Here is a 21,974-nt window from a genome sequence, read left to right on the forward strand (position 1 = left end):
ATGGGCCGGCCGGGGCTGTCGTGTGCGGGCGGACCGGGTGGGTGACGCGGCGCGGCGATCAGTACCGGACTACCGGCACTGATCGCCGTGGAACTCGGCCGGAACCCGACCGGAACCGATCGGGGTCAGACCTCGGACGGGCCGCTCGCACTCATCCCGTGCACCGCCGGGACCGTCCCCAGCCGCCCCTTCTGGAAGTCCTCGAAGGCCTGCTGGAGCTCTTCCCGCGTGTTCATCACGAACGGGCCGTAGTGGGCCATCGGCTCACGGATCGGCTGTCCGCCCAGGAGGACGACCTCCAGGTCCGGCGTGTGCGAGTCCTGCTTCTCGTCCGCGCGGACCGTCAGCGAGCCGCCGGCGCCGAAGACGGCGGTCTGGCCGAGGTGGATCGGGCGGCGCTCCGCACCCACCGCGCCCCGCCCGGCGAGGACGTAGGCGAGGCCGTTGAAGTCCTCGCGCCAGGGCAGCGTGATCTCCGCGCCCGGCGCCAGCGTCGCGTGGATCATGGTGATCGGGGTGTGGGTGATACCGGGGCCCTGGTGGCCGTCCAGCTCGCCCGCGATGACGCGCAGGAGCGCGCCGCCGTCGGGGGAGGCGAGCAGCTGGACGTTGCCGCCGCGGATGTCCTGGTAGCGCGGCGCCATCATCTTGTCCCTGGCCGGGAGGTTCACCCACAGCTGCAGACCGTGGAAGAGACCGCCGGACATGACGAGGGACTCCGGCGGGGCCTCGATGTGCAGGAGGCCCGAGCCCGCGGTCATCCACTGCGTGTCGCCGTTGGTGATGGTGCCACCGCCGCCGTTGCTGTCCTGGTGGTCGAAGATCCCGTCGATGATGTAAGTGACGGTCTCGAAGCCGCGGTGCGGGTGCCAGGGGGTGCCCTTGGGCTCTCCCGGCGCGTAGTCCACCTCGCCCATCTGGTCCATCATGATGAACGGGTCCAGGTGGCGGTAGTTGATCCCGGCGAACGCACGGCGCACCGGGAAGCCCTCACCCTCGAAACCGCTCGGCGCGGTCGTGACGGCAAGCACGGGACGGGCCACTGCCTCCGCGGGCGCGGCGACGCGCGGCAGCGTCAGCGGGTTCTCGACGGTCACTGCAGGCATGTCGGTACCTCCTTGTGCGGCCAGCTTAGTTGAGCATTGAACTTTCTGCCACCTAGAACGACGCAAGCCCGGAGGGCATTCCCTCCGGGCTGCGCCGCGCGGGCCGGACCCGCGTCAGTTGCTGAAGTACAGGTACTTCCAGGCCCCGTACGTCGTCGAGTTCACGGTGTCGCCGGACGAGCCGTTGACGTACACCGACCGCACCCGCGCCCGGATACCCGACTCACCGGGTGCCTCGAGGCTGACGAGCGACTTCCCGTCCGTACCGAGCGGGAAGTACTGCGAGTCCGCGGAGTACCACGTGCCCTGGTAGTAGACCTGGAGATCGAAGCGCTGCTGACGACCCGGGTAGTAGGTCATCGTCGTGGTGAGCAGCGGGTCGGTGCTCTTGTGGAACCAGTAGTACGACCTCGAGCCGATATACGCCGTCTTGTAGTGCTTGGAGACGGCCGTGGAGACCCTGACCCGCGCGTACGCCGTGGACTTCACCGTCTTCGGCTTGTAGCGGGCGTCGCCCTTGAAGACCGCGGTGACGGTGGTGTCCCGGGTCATGTCCACCCAGGCGGAGATGTTGCCGTCGGAGTTGACCGTTCCGCTCTTGATCAGCTTGTTCGGCTTGTCCCCGCCGAACGGGTTGGCCCAGATCTCGACCGAACGGTTCTTGTACGTCGTACCGAGGTGCGCGGTGAACTTGACGTCGGTGCCGTAGTTGTACAGCTTGCCGTTGTTGTTCAGGCTCAGCGAGGTGGAGGCGCGGGAGACCTCGACGGTGTCCGAGGCGCTGACCGCGGTGTGCGTGGCGTCACCCGCGTAGCGCACCGTGTACTTCACCTTGCCGCCGGCCGGCGGGGTGTTCGTGAAGGAGTACGTGCCGTCGGACTTCACCGTGACGGACGGCAGCGCCTTGCCGTTCGGGCTCTCCAGGTCGGTGCGGGTGACGGCGAGCGTCGTGCCCGCGGCGAACGGCACGTTCGCCGTGAGCTTGCCGGTGACGGTGAGTGGCTGGGCGCGGGGCGCGGACGCGGGCGCGTTGACCGTGAGGGTCGGCACGCTGAGCGCCGGGCCCGTGAACGCCTTCAGGGTGTACGTGTTGTCCGAGTTGCCGGCCAGGGCGAACACCCGGGAGGAGTCCGGGGCCCAGGCCACCGCGCCCATGCTGGAGGTCCCGGCGTCGAAGCGGCGCACCGGCTTGTCGGAGCCCGCCTTGTAGACGTTGACGTGGCGGTCGTAGGCCTGGGCGATCAGGCCGGCCGGGGAGACGTCGGCGAACCAGCCGGTCTCGGTGAGGCCCGCGACCTCCGTGAAGGCGCCGTCGGCGTAGTTCAGCTTCCGGTAGCCGTTCCACAGCACCTGGGAGGCGCCGGGCATCAGGTCGATGTCTATCGTCCAGCGGTCGCTGTCCGTCTTCGCGACCACCTGCGGGGTGGCGCCGGAGACGTCGAGGAGGTTGATCGCGCCCGAGCGGTCGCCGCTGTCGTGGAAGGCGAGGAGACCGGGTGAGGACGGGTCCGCGTCGAGGACGGCCGCGTTGTAGTACGGGGCAACGCCCTCCGGGAGCTGTCCGAGGCTCACCGCGGCGGCCGCGTCGGCGGCGGGGTCGATGACGCCCAGATTGCCGTGGAAGAAGCCGTCGTCTCCCGTGACCCGGTAGGAGAACCACAGCCGCCCGCCCGCGAAGGCCGCCTCACGCGGGTCGAAACCGGCGCCGAGGTCGTAGCGGGTCCTGACCTCCAGGGTGGCCGCGTCGACAGCCACGACCTCGTGGGTCGTCGGCAGCACCGCGTACAGGGTGAGACCGTCGTCCGAGAGCGCGAGGTCGCTGGGGCGGCCGAAGCCGACGTTCACGTCGACCAGGGTGCCGCTGTAGTCGGTGGCCAGGATCCGTCCGTTGTCCTGGTCCGCCACGAAGACGCGCTGGAGCGCGCCGTCCGCGACCAGACCCACGGGCTGGGTGAGAACGGCCGACGCGGCCGACGCCGGGCCGGCCGTCACGACGGTCAGTGCCGCCGAGCTGAAGAGGACCGCGAGCGACGTCGCGACCGCAGTGCTGCGCATGCGCACAGTGATGAACCCCCACAGAAGTGCCCGGCAGTGCCGGGAGACGAGAGCGCCGCGCGACGCCCGGATGTGAACCGCGGGAGAGCGGTGACATGCGGGGCGCGGCTGCCAGGGGGCACTCTATGGCATGGCTGTGACAATCGAGGAGGGGAATTCCGGGCCCCGGACGACGGTCGACGCTCAGCCGTACATCCGCCGCATCGCGAACTCGACCATCTGCTCCACGGCCTTCGCGTCGAACACCATCCGGTGCTCGCCCTCCATGTCCAGGACGAAGCCGTAGCCGGTGGGCAGCAGGTCGATCACCTCGGCGCCGGTGATGACGAAGTACTTGGACTCCTTGCCCGCGTACCGCCGCAGCTCCTTGAGCGAGGTGAACATCGGGATCACCGGCTGCTGGGTGTTGTGCAGGGCGAGGAAGCCGGGGTTGTCGCCGCGCGGGCAGTAGACCTTCGACGTGGCGAAGACCTGCTGGAAGTCCTCGGCGGACATCTGCCCGGTGGTGAAGGCCCGCACCGCGTCCGCGAGCGAGGGCGGGGACGGCTCGGGGTAGAGCGGTGGCTGCTGGCCGTACCCGCCGACGCCGCCGGCCATGGGCTGCTGCGGCGGGGCGTACCCCTGCTGTGCACCGACGTTCTGGTCGTAGCCGTACATGGGCGCAAGAGTACCGAGAGCGGCGGGGGCGGCGGGCCGGTACGGGTGCCCCGGCAAACCGACAGCGACTTGACAGCGTGTGCCCCTGGGTTCCCGCCGTTGCCGCTCCTAGCGTCTTTCCATGCGCCGAGACCACACCGAAGAAGCCGCCGAAGAAGTCCACGAGCACGACCGCGGGCTCTCCCACGACCTTCCGGTCCTCGCCCGCCGCCGCATGATCCAGCTGGTGGCGGGGGCGGGACTGATCCCCCTGGTGGGGTGCACCTCGCAGGACGAGACCTCGGCCGCCCCCTCCTCCAACGGCTCCGGCAGTCCCTCCTCGTCCGCCGAGTGCGCCACGATCCCGGACGAGACCGCAGGGCCCTTCCCCGGCGACGGCTCGAACGGTGTGAACGTCCTGAAGGAGAGCGGTGTCGTCCGCAGCGACCTCACCAAGAGCTTCGGCGACTCCGCGGGCGGCACCGCCGAGGGCGTGCCCCTGACCCTCACGCTCACGGTCGTGGACGCCGCCTCCGGCTGCGGGACGCCGAAGAAGGGAGCCGCCGTCTACGTCTGGCACTGCGACCGGGAGGGCGGCTACTCCCTGTACTCCGAGGGCGTCACCGACGAGAACTATCTGCGCGGCGTCCAGGAGAGCGACGACTCGGGCCGGGTCACCTTCAAGAGCATCTTCCCCGGCTGCTACCCGGGCCGCTGGCCGCACATCCACTTCGAGGTCTACGGCAGCCTGGCCGACGCCACGGCCGCCACCTCCATCACCAGCACCTCGCAGCTCGCGTTCCCGCAGGACGTCTGCGAGACGGTGTACGCCACGGACGGCTACAGCGCGAGCGTGACGAACCTGAGCGAGCTGTCGCTGGAGACGGACGGCATTTTCAGCGACGGCTACGACCAGCAGATGGCCGCCATGCAGGGGAGCGTGCAGGAGGGATACACGGCGACGCTGACGGTTCCGGTGTGACCTGTCACAGATGCGAGGATCGGGGTTGCTTCTTATTACCGACGGGTAGCATCATCGTAGCTACTTGTTGGTACGTGAACTAGCGCGAGGAGCTACACCCGGTGCCTCGCCGATCTCTCTAACGGAGCCGTCGCCATGGGGCACTACAAGTCGAATCTGCGCGACATCGAGTTCAACCTCTTCGAAGTACTCGGGCGGGACACGCTGTACGGCACCGGCCCGTTCGAGGAGATGGACACCGAGACCGCGAAGAGCATCCTCGAGGAGCTGACCCGCCTCTCCGAGAACGAGCTGGCGGAGTCCTTCGCGGACGCCGACCGCAACCCGCCGGTCTTCGACCCCGAGACGAACACCGCGCCGGTCCCGGCGTCCTTCAAGAAGAGCTACAAGGCCTTCATGGACTCCGAGTACTGGCGTCTCGGCCTGTCCGAGGAGATCGGCGGCACCACTGCTCCCCCGTCGCTGATCTGGGCTTACGCGGAGCTGATCCTCGGCTCGAACCCGGCCGTGTGGATGTACTCCTCCGGCCCGGCGTTCGCCAACATCCTCTTCGAGGAGGGCAACGAGGTCCAGAAGAAGATCGCGAAGATCGCGGTCGAGAAGACCTGGGGCTCCACCATGGTGCTCACCGAGCCGGACGCCGGCTCGGACGTCGGCGCCGGCCGCACCAAGGCCATCCAGCAGGAGGACGGCTCCTGGCACATCGAGGGCGTGAAGCGCTTCATCACGTCCGGTGAGCACGACATGGAGGAGAACATCCTCCACTACGTGCTCGCGCGTCCCGAGGGCGCCGGTCCGGGCACCAAGGGCCTGTCCCTCTTCCTCGTCCCGAAGTACCTCTTCGACTTCGAGACCGGCGAGCTGGGCGAGCGCAACGGCGCCTACGCCACGAACGTCGAGCACAAGATGGGCCTGAAGGCCTCCAACACCTGCGAGATGACCTTCGGTGACCGGCACCCCGCCAAGGGCTGGCTGATCGGCGACAAGCACGACGGCATCCGCCAGATGTTCCGCATCATCGAGTTCGCCCGCATGATGGTCGGCACGAAGGCGATCTCCACGCTGTCGACGGGCTACCTGAACGCGCTGGAGTACGCCAAGGAGCGCGTCCAGGGTCCGGACCTCGCGAACTTCATGGACAAGACCGCGCCGAAGGTCACCATCACCCACCACCCGGACGTGCGCCGCTCGCTCATGACGCAGAAGGCGTACGCGGAGGGCATGCGCGCGCTGGTGCTCTACACGGCCTCCGTCCAGGACGCCATCGCCGTCAAGGAGGCGACCGGCGAGGACGCGAAGACCGAGCACGCGCTGAACGACCTGCTGCTGCCGATCGTCAAGGGCTACGGCTCCGAGAAGGGCTACGAGCAGCTCGCCCAGTCGCTGCAGACGTTCGGCGGCTCCGGGTTCCTGCAGGAGTACCCGATCGAGCAGTACATCCGCGACGCCAAGATCGACACCCTGTACGAGGGCACGACCGCGATCCAGGGCCAGGACTTCTTCTTCCGGAAGATCGTCCGCAACCAGGGTGCCGCGCTGAACTCGCTCGCCGAGGACATCAAGAAGTTCCTGGCGCTGGGCACCGGCGGCGAGGACTTCGCGGGTGCTCGCGAGCACCTGGCCAAGGCCGCCGTCGAGCTGGAGGCCATCGTCGGTCTGATGCTGACCGACCTCGCGGCCACCGAGCAGGACGTCAAGAACATCTACAAGGTGGGTCTGAACACCACCCGCCTGCTGCTCGCCTCCGGTGACGTCGTCGTCGGCTACCTGCTGCTCAAGGGCGCCGCGATCGCCGCCGAGAAGCTGGAGACCGCGTCGGCCAAGGCTGTGTCTTCTAAAGATGTGGCGTTCTACACGGGCAAGATCGCGGCGGCGAAGTTCTTCGCGGCCAACGTCCTGCCGGGCGTGACCGGTGCGCGCAAGCTCGCCGAGGGTGTCGACCTGGACCTGATGGAGCTGGACGAGGCCGCGTTCTAGTCAACTCGGTTCCAAGCGGCAGAAACCCACATCGCCCTTACGAGGGCCCGCTCCCGATCGACAGGGAGCGGGCCCTCGTACGTCGTTAAGGTGAACCCCATGAGCGAACCCCCCCGCTTCGACCGCGGCCACACCGACGACCTCATGTCCTTCCTCGCGGCCGGCCCGTCGCCGTACCACGCCGTGGCGAACACCGCCGAACGGCTGGAAAAGGCCGGCTTCCGACAGGTCGCGGAGACGGACGCCTGGGACGGGACGAGCGGCGGCAAGTACGTGCTGCGCGGTGGCGCGATCGTGGCCTGGTACGTCCCCGAGGGCGCGGCGCCCCACACGCCGTACCGGATCGTCGGCGCACACACGGACTCCCCCAACCTGCGGGTGAAGCCGCTGCCCGACACCGGGGCGCACGGCTGGCGGCAGGTGGCCGTGGAGATCTACGGCGGACCGCTGCTCAACTCCTGGCTCGACCGCGACCTGGGCCTGGCGGGCCGGCTGACGCTGCGGGACGGCACGACACGGCTGGTGAACGTGGACCGGCCGCTGCTGCGCGTCCCCCAACTCGCCATCCACCTGGACCGTTCCGTGTCGGCGGAGGGGCTCAAGCTCGACAAGCAGCGGCACCTGCAGCCCATCTGGGGCCTGGGCAACGACGTGCGCGACGGCGATCTGATCGCCTTCCTGGAGGAGACGGCCGGGCTGGCTGCCGGCGAGGTCACCGGCTGGGACCTGATGGTCCACTCCGTTGAGCCGCCGGCGTATCTGGGCCGGGACAAGGAGCTGGTCGCGGGCCCGCGCATGGACAACCTGCTGTCCGTGCACGCGGGCGCGGCGGCGCTGGCCGCGGTGGCCGGCTCGGGCGCCGCACTGCCGTACATCCCGGTGCTGGCCGCCTTCGACCACGAGGAGAACGGCTCGCAGAGCGACACGGGCGCCGACGGTCCGCTGCTGGGCGGTGTCCTGGAGCGTTCGGTGTTCGCGCGCGGGGGATCGTACGAGGACAAGGCACGTGCCTTCGCCGGCACCGTCTGTCTCTCCTCCGACACGGGCCACGCGGTCCACCCCAACTACGCGGAGCGCCACGACCCGACGCACCACCCGCGCGTCAACGGCGGGCCGATCCTGAAGGTCAACGTCAACAACCGCTACGCGACCGACGGTTCGGGCCGCGCGGTGTGGGCCGCCGCCTGCGAGAAGGCCGACGTCCCCTTCCAGTCCTTCGTCTCCAACAACTCCATGCCCTGCGGCACGACGATCGGCCCGATCACCGCGGCCCGGCACGGCATCAAGACGGTCGACATCGGTGTGGCGATCCTGTCGATGCACAGCGCACGGGAGTTGTGCGGCGCGGACGACCCGCACCTGCTGGCGAACCCGTTGGTGGCGTTCCTGCAGGGGTAGTCGCGCGGGACCGGGGTACTCGCCTTCGACCGGAACCACCGGACCCGGACAGGGAGGCGACAACTCATGGGCCGGTGGGGGTCCCCCCATGCCTTTAAGGCTATGGGGGAGGGTGCATCATCCTCATCGCCGTGGGAGCCATCCTCACGTTCGCGACCGACTGGGAGATGCAGGGTGTCAATCTCGACCTCGTCGGGATCATCCTGATGATCGTCGGACTCATCGGAACCACGACGTTCAGCAGCATCGCCCGGCGTCGGCGTGTGGTGGTGCCGCCGTCGACACCGGTCGTCGACGAGACCGGACACCACCACAGGCGGGACGGCTACAGCGACGGTTACGGCGTCTGAGCGTCCATCCCCGCAAGCACCAGCGGCAGGCGAGGCGTGCCGGTCTCCACGAGGCGGACCGGCACGCCCCAGTCCTGCTGGTGGACATGGCAGGCGGGGTACTCGTTGGCGCCCGCGGCGGAGCCGCTGTTTGCTGCTGTGTCGTCGCAGGACGCCGCCATCGCCGAGACGTGCAGTACGCCTTCGGGGACGGCAGGGTTGAGCTCCAGGATGCGGGCGAGATCGGTGTCCGCGCCCTCACCGGCGAGCAGCAGCTCGGGCGGCGTCGACGAGACCAGCAGGCGTGTCGAGGGGCCGTACCGCGTGTCCAGCTTCTGGCCCGCGGGCGCCTCGAAGATCACGTCCAACTGGAGCTTGCCCGGCGCGACTTCGGTGGCGGCGCGCTGAGTGCGATGGGCGACCGCCTCGACGCGTACGGCCTCCTCGGGCAGGCGCAACCGGGTCAGCCGGTGCCGGGCCGACTCCACGACCAAGATGTCGTCGCCGACCAGCACCGCGTCGCTCGGCTCGCGCAGATCCGTGGCCAGGGTGGTGACTTCGCCGGTCGCGGGGTCGTAGCGGCGCAGGGCGTGGTTGTAGGTGTCGCTGACCGCGACCGAGCCGTCGGGGAGTGCCGTGACGCCCAACGGGTGCTGAAGCAGGGCCTGTTCGGCGGCGCCGTCGCGGTGGCCGAAGTCGAAGAGGCCGGTACCGACTGCGGTGTGGACGATGCCTTCGACGTCCACCCAGCGCAGGGCACTGGTCTCGGAGTCGGCGAGCCAGAGGCGCTCCCCGTCGCGGGAGACCGCGAGGCCCGACGGCTGGGCGAACCAGGCCTCGGTGGCGGGGCCGTCGACGAGGCCCTCGTTGGTGGTGCCGGCGGTGACGGAGACGGTGCCGTCGGCCGGGTCGTACGCCCACAGCTGGTGGACGCCGGCCATGGCGATCCAGAGCCGGTCGTTCCACCAGGCGACGTCCCAGGGTGAGGAGAGTTTGACGTCCCTCGCGGGACCCGAGGTGGCCTCTCCCTGCATCCACTGGAAGCCCGTCCCGGCGAGGGTCGTGGTCCGGCCTGTCTCGGGATCGAAGCGCCGGATCAGGTGGTTCACCGTGTCGGCGACCGCCACGGCCCCGTCCGGCAGGAGGGCCAGTCCCTGCGGCTCCTGGAACCGCGCCCGGTCCGGGTCGCCGTCCGTGGCGCCACGACTGCCCTGACCGATCCGCCGCACGACCGTCTCCCCGTCCGCCGCCAGCTCCACCAGCTGATGCCGGGTCGTGTCGCTGACCAGGAAGTTCCCGCTCGGCAGCAGCAGGGCCTTGCCCGGGAAGCGCAGCACCGTCGGCTCCGGCTCCGGCGCCACGTACGGCCCGTCGCCGCGCCGCAACGTGCCCTTCGCCTCGTGCTCGGCCTCCAGCTCCGTCACCAGGCGCTCGATGGCGTGCACATGGCCCTCACCGGCGTGCTGCGCGACGACGTAGCCCTCCGGGTCGATCACGACGAGCGTCGGCCAGGCCCGCACCGCGTACTGCCTCCAGGTGGCGAGCTCGGGGTCGTCGAGAACGGGATGCCCGACGCCGTACCGCTCCACGGCGTCGACGACCGCCCGGTGCTCGGCCTCGTGCACGAACTTCGGCGAGTGCACCCCGATCACGACCATCGTGTCCCGGTGCTTGTCCTCCAACTCCCTGAGCTCGTCCAGGACGTGCAGGCAGTTGATGCAGCAGAACGTCCAGAAGTCCAGGATCACGATGCGTCCGCGCAGGTCAGCGAGGCCGTACGGGCGGCCGCCCGTGTTCAGCCAGCCGCCCTTGCCGATCAGCTCGGGGGCGCGGACGCGGACGCGGCGGGGTGCGGAGTCGCTCATGGATCCAGGGTGCCACCCGGGACCGACAGTCAGATCAGCGCGTGCCCGGTGGTGGCGTCCACATGGTCCGGCACCTCGTCGTGCCGATCGCCGACCGTGGAGGTGCCGGTGGGCTCCAGGAGCAGGATGTCAGTGGGGACGGGCGCGTAGGGCTTGTGCTCGACACCGCGCGGGACGGTGAAGACGGACAGCTTCGGCAGGACGACCGTGCGCTCGCCGGCCGGCTCCCGCAGGGAGATGTGCAGCTCGCCGTCGAGGACCAGGAAGAACTCGTCGGTGTCGTCGTGGACGTGCCAGAGGTGCTCGCCCTCGACGTGGGTGATCCGGACGTCGTAGTCATTGACGGTGGCGGCGATGCGCGGGCTCCACTGCTCGGTGAAGGAGACGAGGGCGGCGGGCAGGGAGACGGGTTCGTTGGTCATGCCGTCATCGTGCGGGTGGCCGGGGGCGGCACACGAGTGCTAGGAATCGCATATGCCGCAAGGATCCTCTCAGCATCGTCCGCATCGGGTGGCCGTGATCGTCGACGAGGGCACCAACCCCTTCGAGGTGGGCGTCGCCACCGAGCTGTTCGGGCTGCCCCGGCCCGAACTGGGGCTGCCCGGGCCGCTGTACGAGGTGACGCTGTGCACGCCCGCGCGCGTGGTGCGCATGAACCACGGGTTCTTCTCGATGACCGGTACGCCCGGACTGGAGGCCGTGGACAGCGCGGACACCCTCGTGGTGCCGGGGCGTCCCGACAACGTCGTCCCGCGCGGCGCCGACGTCCTGGACGCCATTCGCCGTGCGCACGCGCGCGGGGCGCGCATCCTGAGCTTCTGCACGGGCAGCTTCGCGCTCGCCGAGGCCGGACTGCTCGACGAGCGCCGGGCCACCACCCACTGGATGTGGGCCGACGCCTTCCGCGAGCTGCATCCGCGGGTGCTGCTGGAGCCCGACGTGCTCTTCGTCGACGAGGGGCAGATCCTCACCGCGGCGGGCAGCGCCGCCGCGCTCGATCTGGGCCTGTACATCATCCGGCGCGACCACGGCGCCGAGATCGCCAACGCGGTGTCCCGACGGCTCCTCTTCGCCGCCCACCGGGACGGCGGGCAGCGGCAGTTCGTGGAGCGGCCGGTGCCGGACGTGCCCGAGGAGTCGCTCGCGCCCCTGCTGGCGTGGGCGCAGGAGCGGCTGGGCGAGCCGCTCACGGTGGCCGACCTGGCGGCGCGCGCGTCGGTGTCGCCGGCCACGCTCCACCGGCGCTTCCGCACCCAGCTCGGCACGACACCGCTGGCCTGGCTGACGGGTGAACGGGTGGCGCTGGCCTGCCGGCTCATCGAGCGGGGCGAGGAACGGCTGGACGTGGTGGCGGCGCGCAGCGGGCTCGGCACCGCGGCGAACCTCCGCGCGCGCGTGCGGCGCGAGACCGGGCTCAGCCCGTCGGCCTACAGGCGGCGTTTCGGACCGGCCGGCGGGGAACCCCTCGTCTCATGAGATTCCTCGTACGCGACCGGCTCCTCGGCTTCGGTGACGACTACTGGATCGAGGACGACCAGGGCAACAAGGTGTACCTCGTCGACGGCAAGGCGATGCGGCTGCGGGACACCTTCGAGCTGAAGGACACCCAGGGGCGCGTCCTCATCGACATCCACCAGAAGATGTTCGCCCTGCGCGACACGATGGTGATCGAGCGGGACGGCGGCCCCCTCGCGACGATCCGCCGCAAGCGGCTGTCCCTGCTGCGCAACCACTACCGCGTGTCCCTGGCGGACGGCAGCACGGACCTCGACGTCAGCGGCAAGATCCACGACCGGGAGTTCGCCGTCGAGTACGACGGCGAGTTGCTGGCCGTCGTCTCCCGCCGCTGGCTGCATGTGCGGGAGACCTACGGCGTGGACGTCGTACGGGACGACGCGGATCCGGCGCTGCTGATCGCGGTGGCGGTGTGTGTGATCCACCTGGCTGAGAAGGAGCGGCGGGACGACGACTGACAGGGCAACGACTGACGGGGCGCCGACTGACGGGGCGAGCCCTCAGCGGCCCCTCAGCGGCGCGGTGCCGCGAGCCCCAGCACCCGGTCCTTCAGCGCCGGGAACTGATCCCGCGTCACCGCGACCTTCCCCGGGTCGAACTCCACCGTGAGGACCTGCTCCCCCGCACCGGCCTGTGCCAGCACCTCGCCCCACGGATCGACCACGATCGAGTGACCGGCCTGCGGAACTCCGGCATGCGTCCCGGCCGTTCCACAGGCGAGCACGAACGCCTGGTTCTCCACCGCCCGCGCCTGAGCCAGTAGCGTCCAGTGCGCCCGGCGGCGCTCCGGCCAGCCCGCCGGAATGACCAGAGTCTCGGCGCCGGCGTCGACGAGGCCGCGGAACAACTCGGGGAAACGGAGGTCGTAGCAGGTGGCCACACCCAGGACGGTCTCGGGCAGACGCACCGTCACCAGTTCCTCGCCCGCGCCCATCAGCACGGCCTCGCCCTTGTCGAAGCCGAACCGATGGATCTTTCGGTACGCGGCGGCCAGATCACCGGAGGGGGAGAAGACGAGAGAGGTGTTGTAGAGCGGCCCGTCCCCCGCGGCGGAGCCGCTGTCGGATGACGTTCGCTCGGGAATCGAGCCCGCGTGCAGCCACACGCCCGCATCACTCGCGGCCTTGGCCATCGCCTCGTACGTCGGCCCTTCGAGCGGCTCGGCCTCGCTGCCGAACTCCTCGTAGGCGAACGCCCCGGTGGTCCACAGCTCGGGCAGCACCACCAGATCCGCCCCGGCCTGTTCCCGTACCAGCGAGGCAACCCTCACCCGACGCGATTCGACCGATTCGCCCTCATTGACGTCGATCTGGAGCAGAGAGGCGCGCACACTACCACCGTCCTGGCATTCGAGCGGTCCACACGGGCTTCCACACAGGCCTACGATCGTCACACGAAAGCACTGCCGGGGTGCCTCACAGCAGCGTAACTTAGCGTTTCAAGACACCCGCCGACAGCAGCCGCCGCCCACTGGCACCGCCGCCAGCACCTGCCCGCGTACCGACGTTCCAACCGCCGAGGGGTCCCGTTCCGTGAGTCTGCATCCCACCCTCCAGCCCTACGCCGACGCCTGGACCCACTCCATCGAAGCGATATCCGAGCTGGTGACGCCGCTGGTGGAGGGAGAGTGGAACCGGCGTACGCCCTGCCCCGGCTGGTCGGTGCGCGACGTGGTGTCCCATGTCATCGGCCTGGACTGCGAGATGCTCGGCGACCCGCGCCCCATCCACACGCTCCCGCGCGACCTCTTCCACGTCACGAACGACCACCAGCGCTACATGGAGATGCAGGTCGACGTCCGCCGCCACCACACGGCACCGGAGATGACGTCCGAGCTGGAGTACACGGTCATCCGCCGCAACCGCCAGCTGCGCAACGAGTCCCGCGACCCCGGCACCAAGGTGCGCGGCCCGCTCGGGACGGAGCTCACCCTCGAAGAGTCCATGCGGGGCCACGCCTTCGACGTGTGGGTGCACGAGCAGGACCTGCGCACCTCCCTCGGCCGCCCCGGCAACCTCGACTCCCCCGGCGCGCATGTCGCCCGCGACGTCCTGCTGGCCGCGCTTCCCGAGATCGTCGCCACGAAGTCGAACGCCCCGCGCAGTTCGGCGGTCGTCTTCGACGTCCACGGCCCGATCGAGTTCCTCCGCACGATCCGCGTCGACATCCAGGGCCGCGGCACCCTCGAAACGGCCCCCGCCCTGGGCCCCGCCGCCACCCTCACCCTCGACTGGGAGACCTACGTCCGCCTCGCCTGCGGCCGCGTTACGCCGGATGCCGTGGCGGACCGGGTGAAGGCGGAGGGGGATCCGGATCTGACGGCGGCGATCCTGCGGAACTTCACGGTGACGCCGTAGGGCGCATCCCAGCCCGTCCGGCGTTCGAGGCCGAGCACCGCCATCCCGATCCCCCACCCACCCGCAGGGGCTTCGCCTCACGGTGCTGACGGTCACTTCCCAGCGCCGGTCCGTGCATTTCAGCCCGTCCGGCGTTTGAGGACGAGGCCCGTTCAGGGCCGATGGGGGTCCAGGGGGCAAAGCCCCCTGGCGGGGTCGAAGGGGCTCCGCCCCTTCAGGATGGGACGGGTAGGGGCGGCGGGGGCGAAAACTACTGTCGCCCACTCCGCACCCGCGGCTAACGTCCCGCCGTGACCGACACCGAGATCGACACCACATCCAGCCACCCGCCACGCCTGACCCGCCTGACCTTCCACGGCCCCCTGTCGGAGACGCGCGCGAACAACCTCGTGCAGCGACTCACCCGGACAAACCCCACCACCGTCCTCGACATCGGCTGCGGCTGGGGCGAGTTGATGCTCCGCGTCCTGGCCGCCGCCCCCGAAGCGACGGGCGTCGGCATCGACATCAAGGCCGAGGATCTCGCCCGCGGCCGCCGCAACGCCGAGGCCCGAGGGCTGGCACAAAGAGCGGCATTCGTAGAGGAGTCCGCCGTCGGGACCTCGCACGGCCCCGCCGACCTGGTCCTGTGCGTCGGAGCGAGCCAGGCCCTGAGCGCGGCCGAGCCGCCGGAGCACACCACCGAGGCTCTGCGCGCCCTGCGCCGCCTGGTCGCCGACGGCGGCCGTGTGCTGCTCGGGGAGGGCTTCTGGCAGCGCCCTCCTACCTCCGCCGAACTCTCCGGCATGTGGCCGGGAGCGGCGGCGACGGACCACTACGACCTCGCGACCCTGCTCGATCTCGCGGTCGCCGCCGGTTTCCGCCCGGAGTGGACCGAGACGGCGAACCTCGACGAGTGGGAGGAGTTCGAGTCGGCGTACCAGGCGGACGTCGAGGCATGGCTGGCCGAGCACCCCGACCACCCGCTCGCGGCCGAGACACGCGAGCGCCTCGACGGTCATCGCGCCCAGTGGATGAGCTATCGCGGGGTACTGGGACTCGCCTACCTCACCCTCGTCCCGGCCCGCTGACACGCCCCTGACTCAAGCCGGCTCACGCGGGAACGTGCACGGTCTCCACCCTGCTGGCGACCAGCCGTTCCCGCTCCCGCCGAGCCGCCCGCTTGCGCAGCCGCAGGATCTGGCTGACCCCCAGCGCCTGGAGGACGAACACTGCCGAGAAGGCGATGGCGTAGTCGTCCCCCGTCGCATCCAGCAGCACGCCGACCGCGAACAGCGTCGTCATCGAGGCGACGAACCCGCCCATGTTGGTGATGCCGGACGCCGTCCCCTGCCGCTCCGGCGGATTCGCCGGCCGCGCGAAGTCGAATCCGAGCATCGAGGCCGGCCCGCACGCCCCGAGCACCGCGCACAGCACGATCAGCAGCCACATCGGCGCCGTGTCGCCGGGCCAGGCCAGCGTCGTCGCCCACAGCGCCGCCGTCGCCCCGACGGTCCCGAGCGCCAGCGGCAGCCGCGCCTCGTGGTGCCGGGCGACGATCTGGCCGTAGACCAGGCCCACGACCATGTTGGACAGGACGACCAGGGTGAGCAGTTCACCGGCCGTCGCCCGGGACAGCCCCTGCGCCTCCACCAGGAACGGCATCCCCCACAGCAGCAGGAACACCATCGCCGGGAACTGCGTCGTGAAGTGCACCCACAGCCCCAGCCGCGTGCCCGGCTCCCCCCAGGACGCGGCGATCTGACGGCGTACGTACGCCGCGCCCAGGTGCGGCAGCGGCTCCGGCTCGTGCCCCTCGGGGTGGTCCTTCAGGAACAGGAGCAGCAGGACCAGTACGACGACGCCCGCCGCCGCGCTGCCCGCGAACGCCGCCGTCCAGCCCACGCCGTGCAGCAGCCGGGCCAGCACCAGCGTGGAGACGAGGTTGCCCGCCATGCCCGCGAGCCCCGCGAGCTGCGCGATCAGCGGACCGCGCCGGGCCGGGAACCACCGGCCGCCGAGCCGCAGCACGCTGATGAACGTCATCGCGTCGCCGCAGCCCAGCAGCGCGCGCGAGGCGAGGGCCATGCCGTACGACGGCGAGAAGGCGAAGCCCAGCTGGCCCACCGTGAACAGCACCACGCCGATGGTCAGCACCTTCTTGGTGCCGAGCCGGTCGACGAGCAGGCCGACGGGTATCTGCATGCCCGCGTAGACGAGCAGTTGCAGGATCGAGAAGGTCGACAGGGCCGAGGCGTTCACGTCGAAGCGGTCCGCCGCGTCGAGGCCGGCGACCCCCAGGGACGTACGGAAGATGACGGCGACGAAGTAGACCGAGACGCCTATGCCCCAGACGGCGGCGGCGCGGCGGCCGCCCGGAGGGTCACCCGGCAACGCGGCGGCTCTCATCGCTCTTCACCCCGCGCCAGATGCGAGAACCAGCCGATGTGCCGGTGGACCGTCCCGACGGCGGCCTCGGCGTCCCCGGAGCGCAGGGCCCGGAGGATCTCCTCGTGTTCGGCGAGGGTCTTGGCGATCCGGTCGGGGTGGGAGTGCAGGACGGCGACGCCCATGCGCAGTTGCCGGTCGCGCAGTTGGTCGTACAGCCGCGACAGGATCTCGTTGCCGCCGCTGCGCACGATCTCCGCGTGGAAGCACCGGTCGGTGACGGCGGCCCCCGCGAGATCGCCGGCGGCGGCCTGCGCCTTCTGCTGGGCGAGCAGTTCCTCCAGGCGCGCGATGAGGCCGGGGGGCGCGGGTACGGCCTTGCGCGCCGCGTGCTCCTCGACGAGCATCCGCGTCTCCACCACGTCCTTGATCTCCTGTGCGGAGACCGGCAGGACCAGTGCGCCCTTCTTCGGGTAGAGCTTGATCAGCCCCTCAACCTCCAGCCGCAGCAGCGCCTCCCGCACCGGCGTGCGCGAGACTCCGACGGCCTCGGCGAGCTCGCCCTCGGTGAGGAGGGTCCCGCCCTCGTAACGGCGTTGCAGGACGCCCTGCTTGACGTGGGTGTAGACGCGGTCGGCGGCGGGCGGCTGCTTCATGGACTGCTGCTTCACGGGGGCGGGCGGAGCGGAAGGCATGTGCACAGCATAGATACAACACGTACGCATCGCGGCGTCCATCCACCATGCGGACGGGAAACCAGACGAGGCATCAGAAAACATAACCCGCCTCACCCGTCGCACAACCTTCTGTGCTACTTACGTGTCACACACGTGCGGCCCGACCATTCCCCCCGCCAACTCGGCCGCATATCGGGGCATTCGACGCAATCGGGGTATTTAAGTTGATAACTGCCACCAAGGGTCTCCGTATCCGCAGAGCCGCTGCCGCCGTCATGACCACCGGCGCGGTGCTCGTCACCGGAGCCCTCACCGCGGCACCCGCGCAGGCCGCCACGGCACCCACCATCAGCTCCAAGGGTGGGTTCCTGATGAACAGCGCGAACGGCAAGACGCTCTTCACCAAGGCCGCTGACACCAAGGCGCTCACCGCCTCGACCACGAAGATCATGACCGCGAAGGTCGTGCTCTCGCAGGCGAACCTGAACCTCGACACCAAGGTCACGATCAAGGGCGCCGTCAGCGACTACATCGTCTCCAAGGGCGCCTCGTCGGCCGGCCTGATCGTCGGCGACAAGGTCACCGTCCGTCAGCTGCTGTACGGGATGATGCTCAAGTCGGGCTGCGACGCCGCGATGACCCTCGCCGACAAGTTCGGTTCCGGCTCGACGGTCGCCGCCCGCACCAAGAACTTCATCGGCAAGATGAACACCATGGCCAAGAGCCTGGGCATGACGAAAACGCACTTCGATTCGTTCGACGGCATCAGCAACGGCTCCAACTACTCGACGCCGCGCGATCTGACGAAGCTCGCCCGGAGCGCGATGAAGAGCTCGACGTTCAAGACCGTCGTGAAGACCAAGCAGTACACGGCAAAGACGATCACGAAGACCGGCGCCACCCGCACGATGGCACCGTGGAAGAACACCAACACCCTGCTCGGCTGGAACGGCACGCTCGGCGTGAAGACCGGCTCGGGCACCGAGGCCAAGTACTGCCTCGTCTTCGCCGCCACCAAGAACGGCGAGTCGGTGATGGGCGCCGTCCTGACCGCTCCCAATGAGGCGAAGCGCACGGAGGACGTGAAGAAGCTCATCAACTACGGCTACGCGAAGATCAGCTGACCATCGCGTACACCTGGGCAGAGGGCGACCACTCATCAGTGGTCGCCCTCGTCACATCCATTTCTTCCGTCCGCCGTACAACCCTTGACGCTCCTCGCGTGTCTTCTGAGCGCCTCCCCCCTCCACATCGCAAATGTCCGTGGACATTTCGCATATTCGGAGCGTTCATAGTGATAACCGGCATCAAGGGCGTACGTTTCCGCAGAGCCGCCGCCGTCGTCTTCACCACCGGCGCGCTGGTCGCCGGCGGCGCCCTGACGTCACCCGCCCAGGCGGCGACCGCCCCCACGGTCAGCGCCAAGGGCGCGTTCATGCTCAACAGTGCGACGGGCTCCACGCTCTTCAGCAAGTACGCCGACACCAAGCGGCCGATGGCGAGCACCACCAAGATCATGACGGCCCGTGTCGTGCTGAGCACCCCCGACCTGAACCTCGATCGCAAGATCACCATCAAGCAGGCCTACCGCGACTACGTCGCCGCCAAGGGTGCGAGCACCGCGGACCTGAGGACCGGTGACAAGGTCACCATCCGCCAGCTGCTGCACGCGATGATGCTGCCGTCCGGATGCGACGCCGCGATGGCCCTCGCGGACACCTTCGGCACCGGCACGACGGTCTCGGCGCGCACCAAGTCCTTCATCAGCAAGATGAACACCAAGGCCGACGCCCTCGGCCTGACGAACACGCACTTCGACACGTTCGACGGCAACTCGACGCAGAACACCAACTACACGACGCCACGCGACCTCGCGAAGCTCACCCGCAGCGCGATGAAGTACTCGACGTTCAGCGGCATCGTGAAGAAGCAGAAGACGGTGCAGTACGCGACGACGAGCACCGGCGGCACCCGCACGTACACCTGGTACAACACCAACAAGCTGCTGGGCTCCTACAGCGGCGCGACCGGCGTGAAGACCGGCACCAACACCCCGGCCGGCCCCTGCCTCGTCTTCGCCGGAACCCGTGACGGCAAGACGGTCGTCGGCGTCCTCCTCAACGACCAGTACCGCTTCACGGACGCTGCGAAGCTGATGGACTACGCCTTCGGCTCGACCTCGGCGAGCACGATGCAGCTGCGCACGCTGCCGCAGGGCGCACAGCGGGACTGATCCGATCCGACGTGCGAAGGGGGTGCCCCGACCGGGACACCCCCTTTCTCGGCTACGCCCAGGTGATCAGCCGCTTCGGCTGCTCCAGGATCGCCGCCACGTCGGCCAGCACCTTGGAACCCAACTCCCCGTCCACCAACCGGTGGTCGAAGCTGAGCGCCAGCGTGGTGACCTGACGCGGCTTGACCTTGCCCTTGTGGACCCACGGCTGGAGCTTGATCGCGCCGACCGCGAGGATGGCGGACTCGCCGGGGTTGAGGATCGGGGTGCCGGTGTCGACGCCGAAGACGCCGACGTTGGTGATGGTGACCGTGCCGCCCTGCATCGCGGCCGGGGTGGTCTTCCCGTCCCGCGCCGTCGACACCAACTCGCCGAGCGCCTCGGCCAGTTGCGGGAGGGTCTTGGCGTGGGCGTCCTTGATGTTCGGGACGATCAGACCGCGCGGGGTCGCCGCCGCGATGCCCAGGTTGACGTAGTGCTTCTGCACGATCTCCTGGGCCGCCTCGTCCCAGGACGCGTTGACGTCCGGGTTGCGCTTGATGGCGACCAGGAGGGCCTTGGAGATCAGCAGCAGGGGGTTCACGCGCAGACCCGCGAACTCCTTGTCCTGCTTGAGCTCCTCGACCAGCTTCATCGTGCGCGTCACGTCCACCGTCACGAACTCCGTGACATGCGGCGCCGTGAACGCCGAGCCGACCATCGCCGCCGCCGTCGCCTTGCGGACGCCCTTCACGGGGATACGGGTCTCACGAGCCGTGTCGTACGTGGCCACCGGAGCCGACGTGGCCGCCGGGGCGGCGACCGGGGCGGGCTGGGACACCGGCTCGGGAGCGGGGGCCGGCGGGGCCACCGCCGCGTGGACGTCCTCGCGGGTGATGATGCCGTCGGGGCCGGTCGGGGTCACCGTGGCCAGGTCGACGCCCAGGTCCTTCGCCAGCTTGCGCACCGGCGGCTTGGCCAGCGGCCGGGGAGGCGTCACCGCCGCGGCGGCGGGGCCGTGGCCGTTGAGCTCCGACTGCAGGGCCTGCGCCGCCGTCGAGGGCTCCTGGCGCGGGACGTCGGCCCCCTTGCGCGGGCGGCGCTTGGTCGAGGAGGCGGCCACGCCGTAGCCGACCAGCACCGGCTGGCGGCCCTGGGGCTTGGCCTCCTCCGGCTCCTTCTCGGCGGGAGCCGGAGCCTGGGCCGGCGCCTCGGCGACCGGGGACGCACCGCCCGCCACGTCCACCGCGATGATCGCCGTACCGACGTCCACCGTCGTGCCCTCGGGGAAGTGCAGCTCGTGGACCACCCCGTCGTACGGGATGGGGAGTTCCACGGCCGCCTTGGCCGTCTCGACCTCGCACACCACCTGGCCGTCGGTGACCGTGTCGCCCGGCTGGACGTACCACTTGAGGATCTCGGCCTCGGTGAGTCCCTCGCCCACGTCGGGCATCTTGAACTCACGCACGGACGCTTCAGTCATCGTCGTCATGCCCCTCTCCTCAGTACGCCAGGGCACGGTCGACGGCGTCGAGCACCCGGTCCAGGCCCGGCAGGTACTCCTCCTCCAGGCGCGCCGGCGGGTACGGGGCGTGATAGCCGCCGACCCTCAGCACCGGGGCCTCCAGGTGGTAGAAGCAACGCTCCGTGATCCGGGCGGCGATCTCCGCGCCCGAGCCGAAGAACACCGGGGCCTCGTGGACCACGACCAGGCGACGGGTCTTCTCGACGGAGGCCTGGATGGAGTCGAAGTCGAGCGGGGACACCGACCGCAGGTCCAGGACCTCCAGGTTCCGGCCCTCCTCGGCGGCTGCGTCGGCGACCTCCTGGCACAGCTTCACCATCGGGCCGTACGCGGCCAGCGTGAGGTCCGTGCCCTCGCGGACGACCTTCGCCTTGTGCAGCGGGCCCGGGATGGCCTCGGTGTTGACCTCGGCCTTGTCCCAGTAGCGCCGCTTCGGCTCGAAGAAGATCACCGGGTCGTCGCTCTGGATGGCCTGCTGCATCATCCAGTACGCGTCCGACGCGTTGGAAGGGCTGACGATCTTCAGACCCGCCACGTGCGCGAAGAGCGACTCGGGGGACTCCGAGTGGTGCTCCACCGCACCGATGCCGCCGCCGTAGGGGATGCGGACGACGACCGGCAGCTTGACCTTGCCCAGCGAGCGGGCGTGCATCTTCGCGAGCTGCGTGACGATCTGGTCGTAGGCCGGGAAGACGAAGCCGTCGAACTGGATCTCCACGACCGGGCGGTAGCCGCGCAGGGCCAGGCCGATCGCGGTGCCGACGATGCCCGACTCCGCGAGCGGGGTGTCGATGACCCGGCTCTCGCCGAAGTCCTTCTGCAGGCCGTCCGTGACCCGGAAGACGCCGCCGAGCTTGCCGACGTCCTCGCCCATGATCAGGACCTTGGGGTCGGAGTCCAGGGCGCGGCGCAGCGACTCGTTGATCGCCTTGGCCAGAGCCATGTTTTTGGATGTCACAGCTTCGGCTGCCAT

Annotated in this window: 19 protein-coding genes and 1 pseudogene; 10 read left to right on the top strand and 10 right to left on the bottom strand. The window is 69.8% G+C overall.

The window, feature by feature from the left end:
• Positions 1 to 125: 125 nt before the first annotated feature.
• From ADL12_RS21615 to ADL12_RS21625, 3 genes are all read right to left on the bottom strand, one after another.
• Positions 126 to 1,106, bottom strand: coding sequence for a pirin family protein (locus tag ADL12_RS21615; protein WP_062704318.1), 981 nt, complete (start codon positions 1,104 to 1,106; stop codon positions 126 to 128).
• A gap of 114 nt (positions 1,107 to 1,220) precedes the next feature.
• Positions 1,221 to 3,161, bottom strand: a complete 1,941-nt coding sequence (locus ADL12_RS21620; protein ID WP_062704319.1) for an NHL repeat-containing protein — start codon at positions 3,159 to 3,161, stop codon at positions 1,221 to 1,223.
• 183 nt (positions 3,162 to 3,344) lie between these two features.
• Positions 3,345 to 3,818 carry an SseB family protein gene (locus ADL12_RS21625; RefSeq protein ID WP_031483212.1) on the bottom strand — a complete coding sequence of 158 codons (474 nt, stop codon included), beginning with the start codon at positions 3,816 to 3,818 and terminating at the stop codon, positions 3,345 to 3,347.
• A 121-nt stretch (positions 3,819 to 3,939) separates the two neighbouring features.
• Here ADL12_RS21625 and ADL12_RS21630 point away from each other — a divergent pair, with 121 nt between their 5' ends.
• From ADL12_RS21630 to ADL12_RS21645, 4 genes and pseudogenes are all read left to right on the top strand, one after another.
• The gene (locus ADL12_RS21630; RefSeq protein ID WP_062704320.1) at positions 3,940 to 4,779 is read left to right on the top strand and encodes an intradiol ring-cleavage dioxygenase; all 840 of its coding nucleotides are present in this window, start codon (positions 3,940 to 3,942) and stop codon (positions 4,777 to 4,779) included.
• A gap of 135 nt (positions 4,780 to 4,914) precedes the next feature.
• Complete coding sequence (locus ADL12_RS21635; RefSeq protein ID WP_062704321.1) at positions 4,915 to 6,756, top strand: acyl-CoA dehydrogenase; 1,842 nt, start codon at positions 4,915 to 4,917, stop codon at positions 6,754 to 6,756.
• A 99-nt stretch (positions 6,757 to 6,855) separates the two neighbouring features.
• Complete coding sequence (locus ADL12_RS21640) at positions 6,856 to 8,154, top strand: M18 family aminopeptidase (RefSeq protein WP_062704322.1); 1,299 nt, start codon at positions 6,856 to 6,858, stop codon at positions 8,152 to 8,154.
• A 107-nt stretch (positions 8,155 to 8,261) separates the two neighbouring features.
• Positions 8,262 to 8,504, top strand: a pseudogene (locus ADL12_RS21645) (hypothetical protein); the annotation flags it as partial.
• Here the strand turns inward: ADL12_RS21645 and ADL12_RS21650 are convergent.
• Positions 8,492 to 10,348: an NHL domain-containing thioredoxin family protein gene (locus ADL12_RS21650; RefSeq protein WP_062704324.1), complete on the bottom strand. Its 1,857-nt coding sequence runs from the start codon at positions 10,346 to 10,348 to the stop codon at positions 8,492 to 8,494. The pseudogene ADL12_RS21645 and the gene ADL12_RS21650 overlap by 13 nt on opposite strands.
• 29 nt (positions 10,349 to 10,377) lie before the next feature.
• A complete protein-coding gene (locus ADL12_RS21655; protein ID WP_062704325.1) occupies positions 10,378 to 10,770 on the bottom strand; it encodes a cupin domain-containing protein in 393 nt (130 codons plus the stop codon).
• Positions 10,771 to 10,822: 52 nt separating this feature from the next.
• On the opposite strand from ADL12_RS21655, the gene ADL12_RS21660 reads away from it, so the two are divergent.
• Together ADL12_RS21660 and ADL12_RS21665 are read left to right on the top strand one after the other, a co-directional pair.
• Complete coding sequence (locus ADL12_RS21660; protein WP_062704326.1) at positions 10,823 to 11,824, top strand: GlxA family transcriptional regulator; 1,002 nt, start codon at positions 10,823 to 10,825, stop codon at positions 11,822 to 11,824.
• On the top strand, positions 11,821 to 12,321 hold the full coding sequence (locus ADL12_RS21665; protein ID WP_062704327.1) for an LURP-one-related/scramblase family protein: 501 nt from the start codon (positions 11,821 to 11,823) through the stop codon (positions 12,319 to 12,321). The genes ADL12_RS21660 and ADL12_RS21665 overlap by 4 nt, the downstream gene beginning before the upstream one ends.
• A 53-nt stretch (positions 12,322 to 12,374) precedes the next feature.
• Here the strand turns inward: ADL12_RS21665 and ADL12_RS21670 are convergent, their stop codons facing one another.
• Positions 12,375 to 13,193, bottom strand: a complete 819-nt coding sequence (locus ADL12_RS21670) for a carbon-nitrogen family hydrolase (RefSeq protein WP_062704328.1) — start codon at positions 13,191 to 13,193, stop codon at positions 12,375 to 12,377.
• Between the two features lie 202 nt (positions 13,194 to 13,395).
• Here ADL12_RS21670 and ADL12_RS21675 point away from each other — a divergent pair, with 202 nt between their 5' ends.
• Both ADL12_RS21675 and ADL12_RS21680 read left to right on the top strand, forming a co-directional pair.
• A complete protein-coding gene (locus tag ADL12_RS21675) occupies positions 13,396 to 14,220 on the top strand; it encodes a maleylpyruvate isomerase family mycothiol-dependent enzyme (RefSeq protein ID WP_062704329.1) in 825 nt (274 codons plus the stop codon).
• A 290-nt stretch (positions 14,221 to 14,510) separates the two neighbouring features.
• On the top strand, positions 14,511 to 15,290 hold the full coding sequence (locus ADL12_RS21680; RefSeq protein WP_062704330.1) for an SAM-dependent methyltransferase: 780 nt from the start codon (positions 14,511 to 14,513) through the stop codon (positions 15,288 to 15,290).
• Positions 15,291 to 15,312: 22 nt separating this feature from the next.
• On the opposite strand, the gene ADL12_RS21685 is transcribed toward ADL12_RS21680, so the two are convergent.
• Together ADL12_RS21685 and ADL12_RS21690 are read right to left on the bottom strand one after the other, a co-directional pair.
• Entirely contained in the window at positions 15,313 to 16,608 is a 1,296-nt protein-coding gene (locus ADL12_RS21685) for an MFS transporter (protein ID WP_062704331.1), read from the bottom strand.
• The gene (locus ADL12_RS21690; RefSeq protein ID WP_062704346.1) at positions 16,605 to 17,282 is read right to left on the bottom strand and encodes a GntR family transcriptional regulator; all 678 of its coding nucleotides are present in this window, start codon (positions 17,280 to 17,282) and stop codon (positions 16,605 to 16,607) included. The genes ADL12_RS21685 and ADL12_RS21690 overlap by 4 nt, the downstream gene beginning before the upstream one ends.
• A 257-nt stretch (positions 17,283 to 17,539) precedes the next feature.
• On the opposite strand from ADL12_RS21690, the gene ADL12_RS21695 reads away from it, so the two are divergent.
• Both ADL12_RS21695 and ADL12_RS21700 read left to right on the top strand, forming a co-directional pair.
• Positions 17,540 to 18,388 (top strand): D-alanyl-D-alanine carboxypeptidase family protein, encoded by an 849-nt coding sequence (locus ADL12_RS21695; protein WP_062704332.1) that lies wholly within the window; start codon positions 17,540 to 17,542, stop codon positions 18,386 to 18,388.
• Between the two features lie 170 nt (positions 18,389 to 18,558).
• A complete protein-coding gene (locus tag ADL12_RS21700; protein ID WP_062704333.1) occupies positions 18,559 to 19,497 on the top strand; it encodes a D-alanyl-D-alanine carboxypeptidase family protein in 939 nt (312 codons plus the stop codon).
• A 52-nt stretch (positions 19,498 to 19,549) separates the two neighbouring features.
• Here ADL12_RS21700 and ADL12_RS21705 read toward each other — a convergent pair whose 3' ends face one another.
• Together ADL12_RS21705 and ADL12_RS21710 are read right to left on the bottom strand one after the other, a co-directional pair.
• The gene (locus ADL12_RS21705; protein ID WP_062704334.1) at positions 19,550 to 20,968 is read right to left on the bottom strand and encodes a dihydrolipoamide acetyltransferase family protein; all 1,419 of its coding nucleotides are present in this window, start codon (positions 20,966 to 20,968) and stop codon (positions 19,550 to 19,552) included.
• A gap of 10 nt (positions 20,969 to 20,978) precedes the next feature.
• Positions 20,979 to 21,974, bottom strand: coding sequence for an alpha-ketoacid dehydrogenase subunit beta (locus tag ADL12_RS21710; RefSeq protein ID WP_062704335.1), 996 nt, complete (start codon positions 21,972 to 21,974; stop codon positions 20,979 to 20,981).

The organism is Streptomyces regalis (genome assembly GCF_001509475.1).
Taxonomy (GTDB): domain Bacteria; phylum Actinomycetota; class Actinomycetes; order Streptomycetales; family Streptomycetaceae; genus Streptomyces; species Streptomyces regalis.

Bases quoted from the DNA above. Each gene is read 5' to 3' on its own strand.
- ADL12_RS21635 (WP_062704321.1), top strand. From the start codon at position 4,915: ATGGGGCACTACAAGTCGAATCTGCGCGACATCGAGTTCAACCTCTTC.
- ADL12_RS21705 (WP_062704334.1), bottom strand. From the start codon at position 20,968: ATGACGACGATGACTGAAGCGTCCGTGCGTGAGTTCAAGATGCCCGAC.
- ADL12_RS21625 (WP_031483212.1), bottom strand. From the start codon at position 3,818: ATGTACGGCTACGACCAGAACGTCGGTGCACAGCAGGGGTACGCCCCG.
- ADL12_RS21650 (WP_062704324.1), bottom strand. From the start codon at position 10,348: ATGAGCGACTCCGCACCCCGCCGCGTCCGCGTCCGCGCCCCCGAGCTG.
- ADL12_RS21620 (WP_062704319.1), bottom strand. From the start codon at position 3,161: ATGCGCAGCACTGCGGTCGCGACGTCGCTCGCGGTCCTCTTCAGCTCG.
- ADL12_RS21710 (WP_062704335.1), bottom strand. From the start codon at position 21,974: ATGGCAGCCGAAGCTGTGACATCCAAAAACATGGCTCTGGCCAAGGCG.
- ADL12_RS21640 (WP_062704322.1), top strand. From the start codon at position 6,856: ATGAGCGAACCCCCCCGCTTCGACCGCGGCCACACCGACGACCTCATG.
- ADL12_RS21655 (WP_062704325.1), bottom strand. From the start codon at position 10,770: ATGACCAACGAACCCGTCTCCCTGCCCGCCGCCCTCGTCTCCTTCACC.
- ADL12_RS21695 (WP_062704332.1), top strand. From the start codon at position 17,540: ATGACCACCGGCGCGGTGCTCGTCACCGGAGCCCTCACCGCGGCACCC.
- ADL12_RS21665 (WP_062704327.1), top strand. From the start codon at position 11,821: ATGAGATTCCTCGTACGCGACCGGCTCCTCGGCTTCGGTGACGACTAC.
- ADL12_RS21660 (WP_062704326.1), top strand. From the start codon at position 10,823: ATGCCGCAAGGATCCTCTCAGCATCGTCCGCATCGGGTGGCCGTGATC.
- ADL12_RS21630 (WP_062704320.1), top strand. From the start codon at position 3,940: ATGCGCCGAGACCACACCGAAGAAGCCGCCGAAGAAGTCCACGAGCAC.
- ADL12_RS21690 (WP_062704346.1), bottom strand. From the start codon at position 17,282: ATGCCTTCCGCTCCGCCCGCCCCCGTGAAGCAGCAGTCCATGAAGCAG.
- ADL12_RS21615 (WP_062704318.1), bottom strand. From the start codon at position 1,106: ATGCCTGCAGTGACCGTCGAGAACCCGCTGACGCTGCCGCGCGTCGCC.
- ADL12_RS21685 (WP_062704331.1), bottom strand. From the start codon at position 16,608: ATGAGAGCCGCCGCGTTGCCGGGTGACCCTCCGGGCGGCCGCCGCGCC.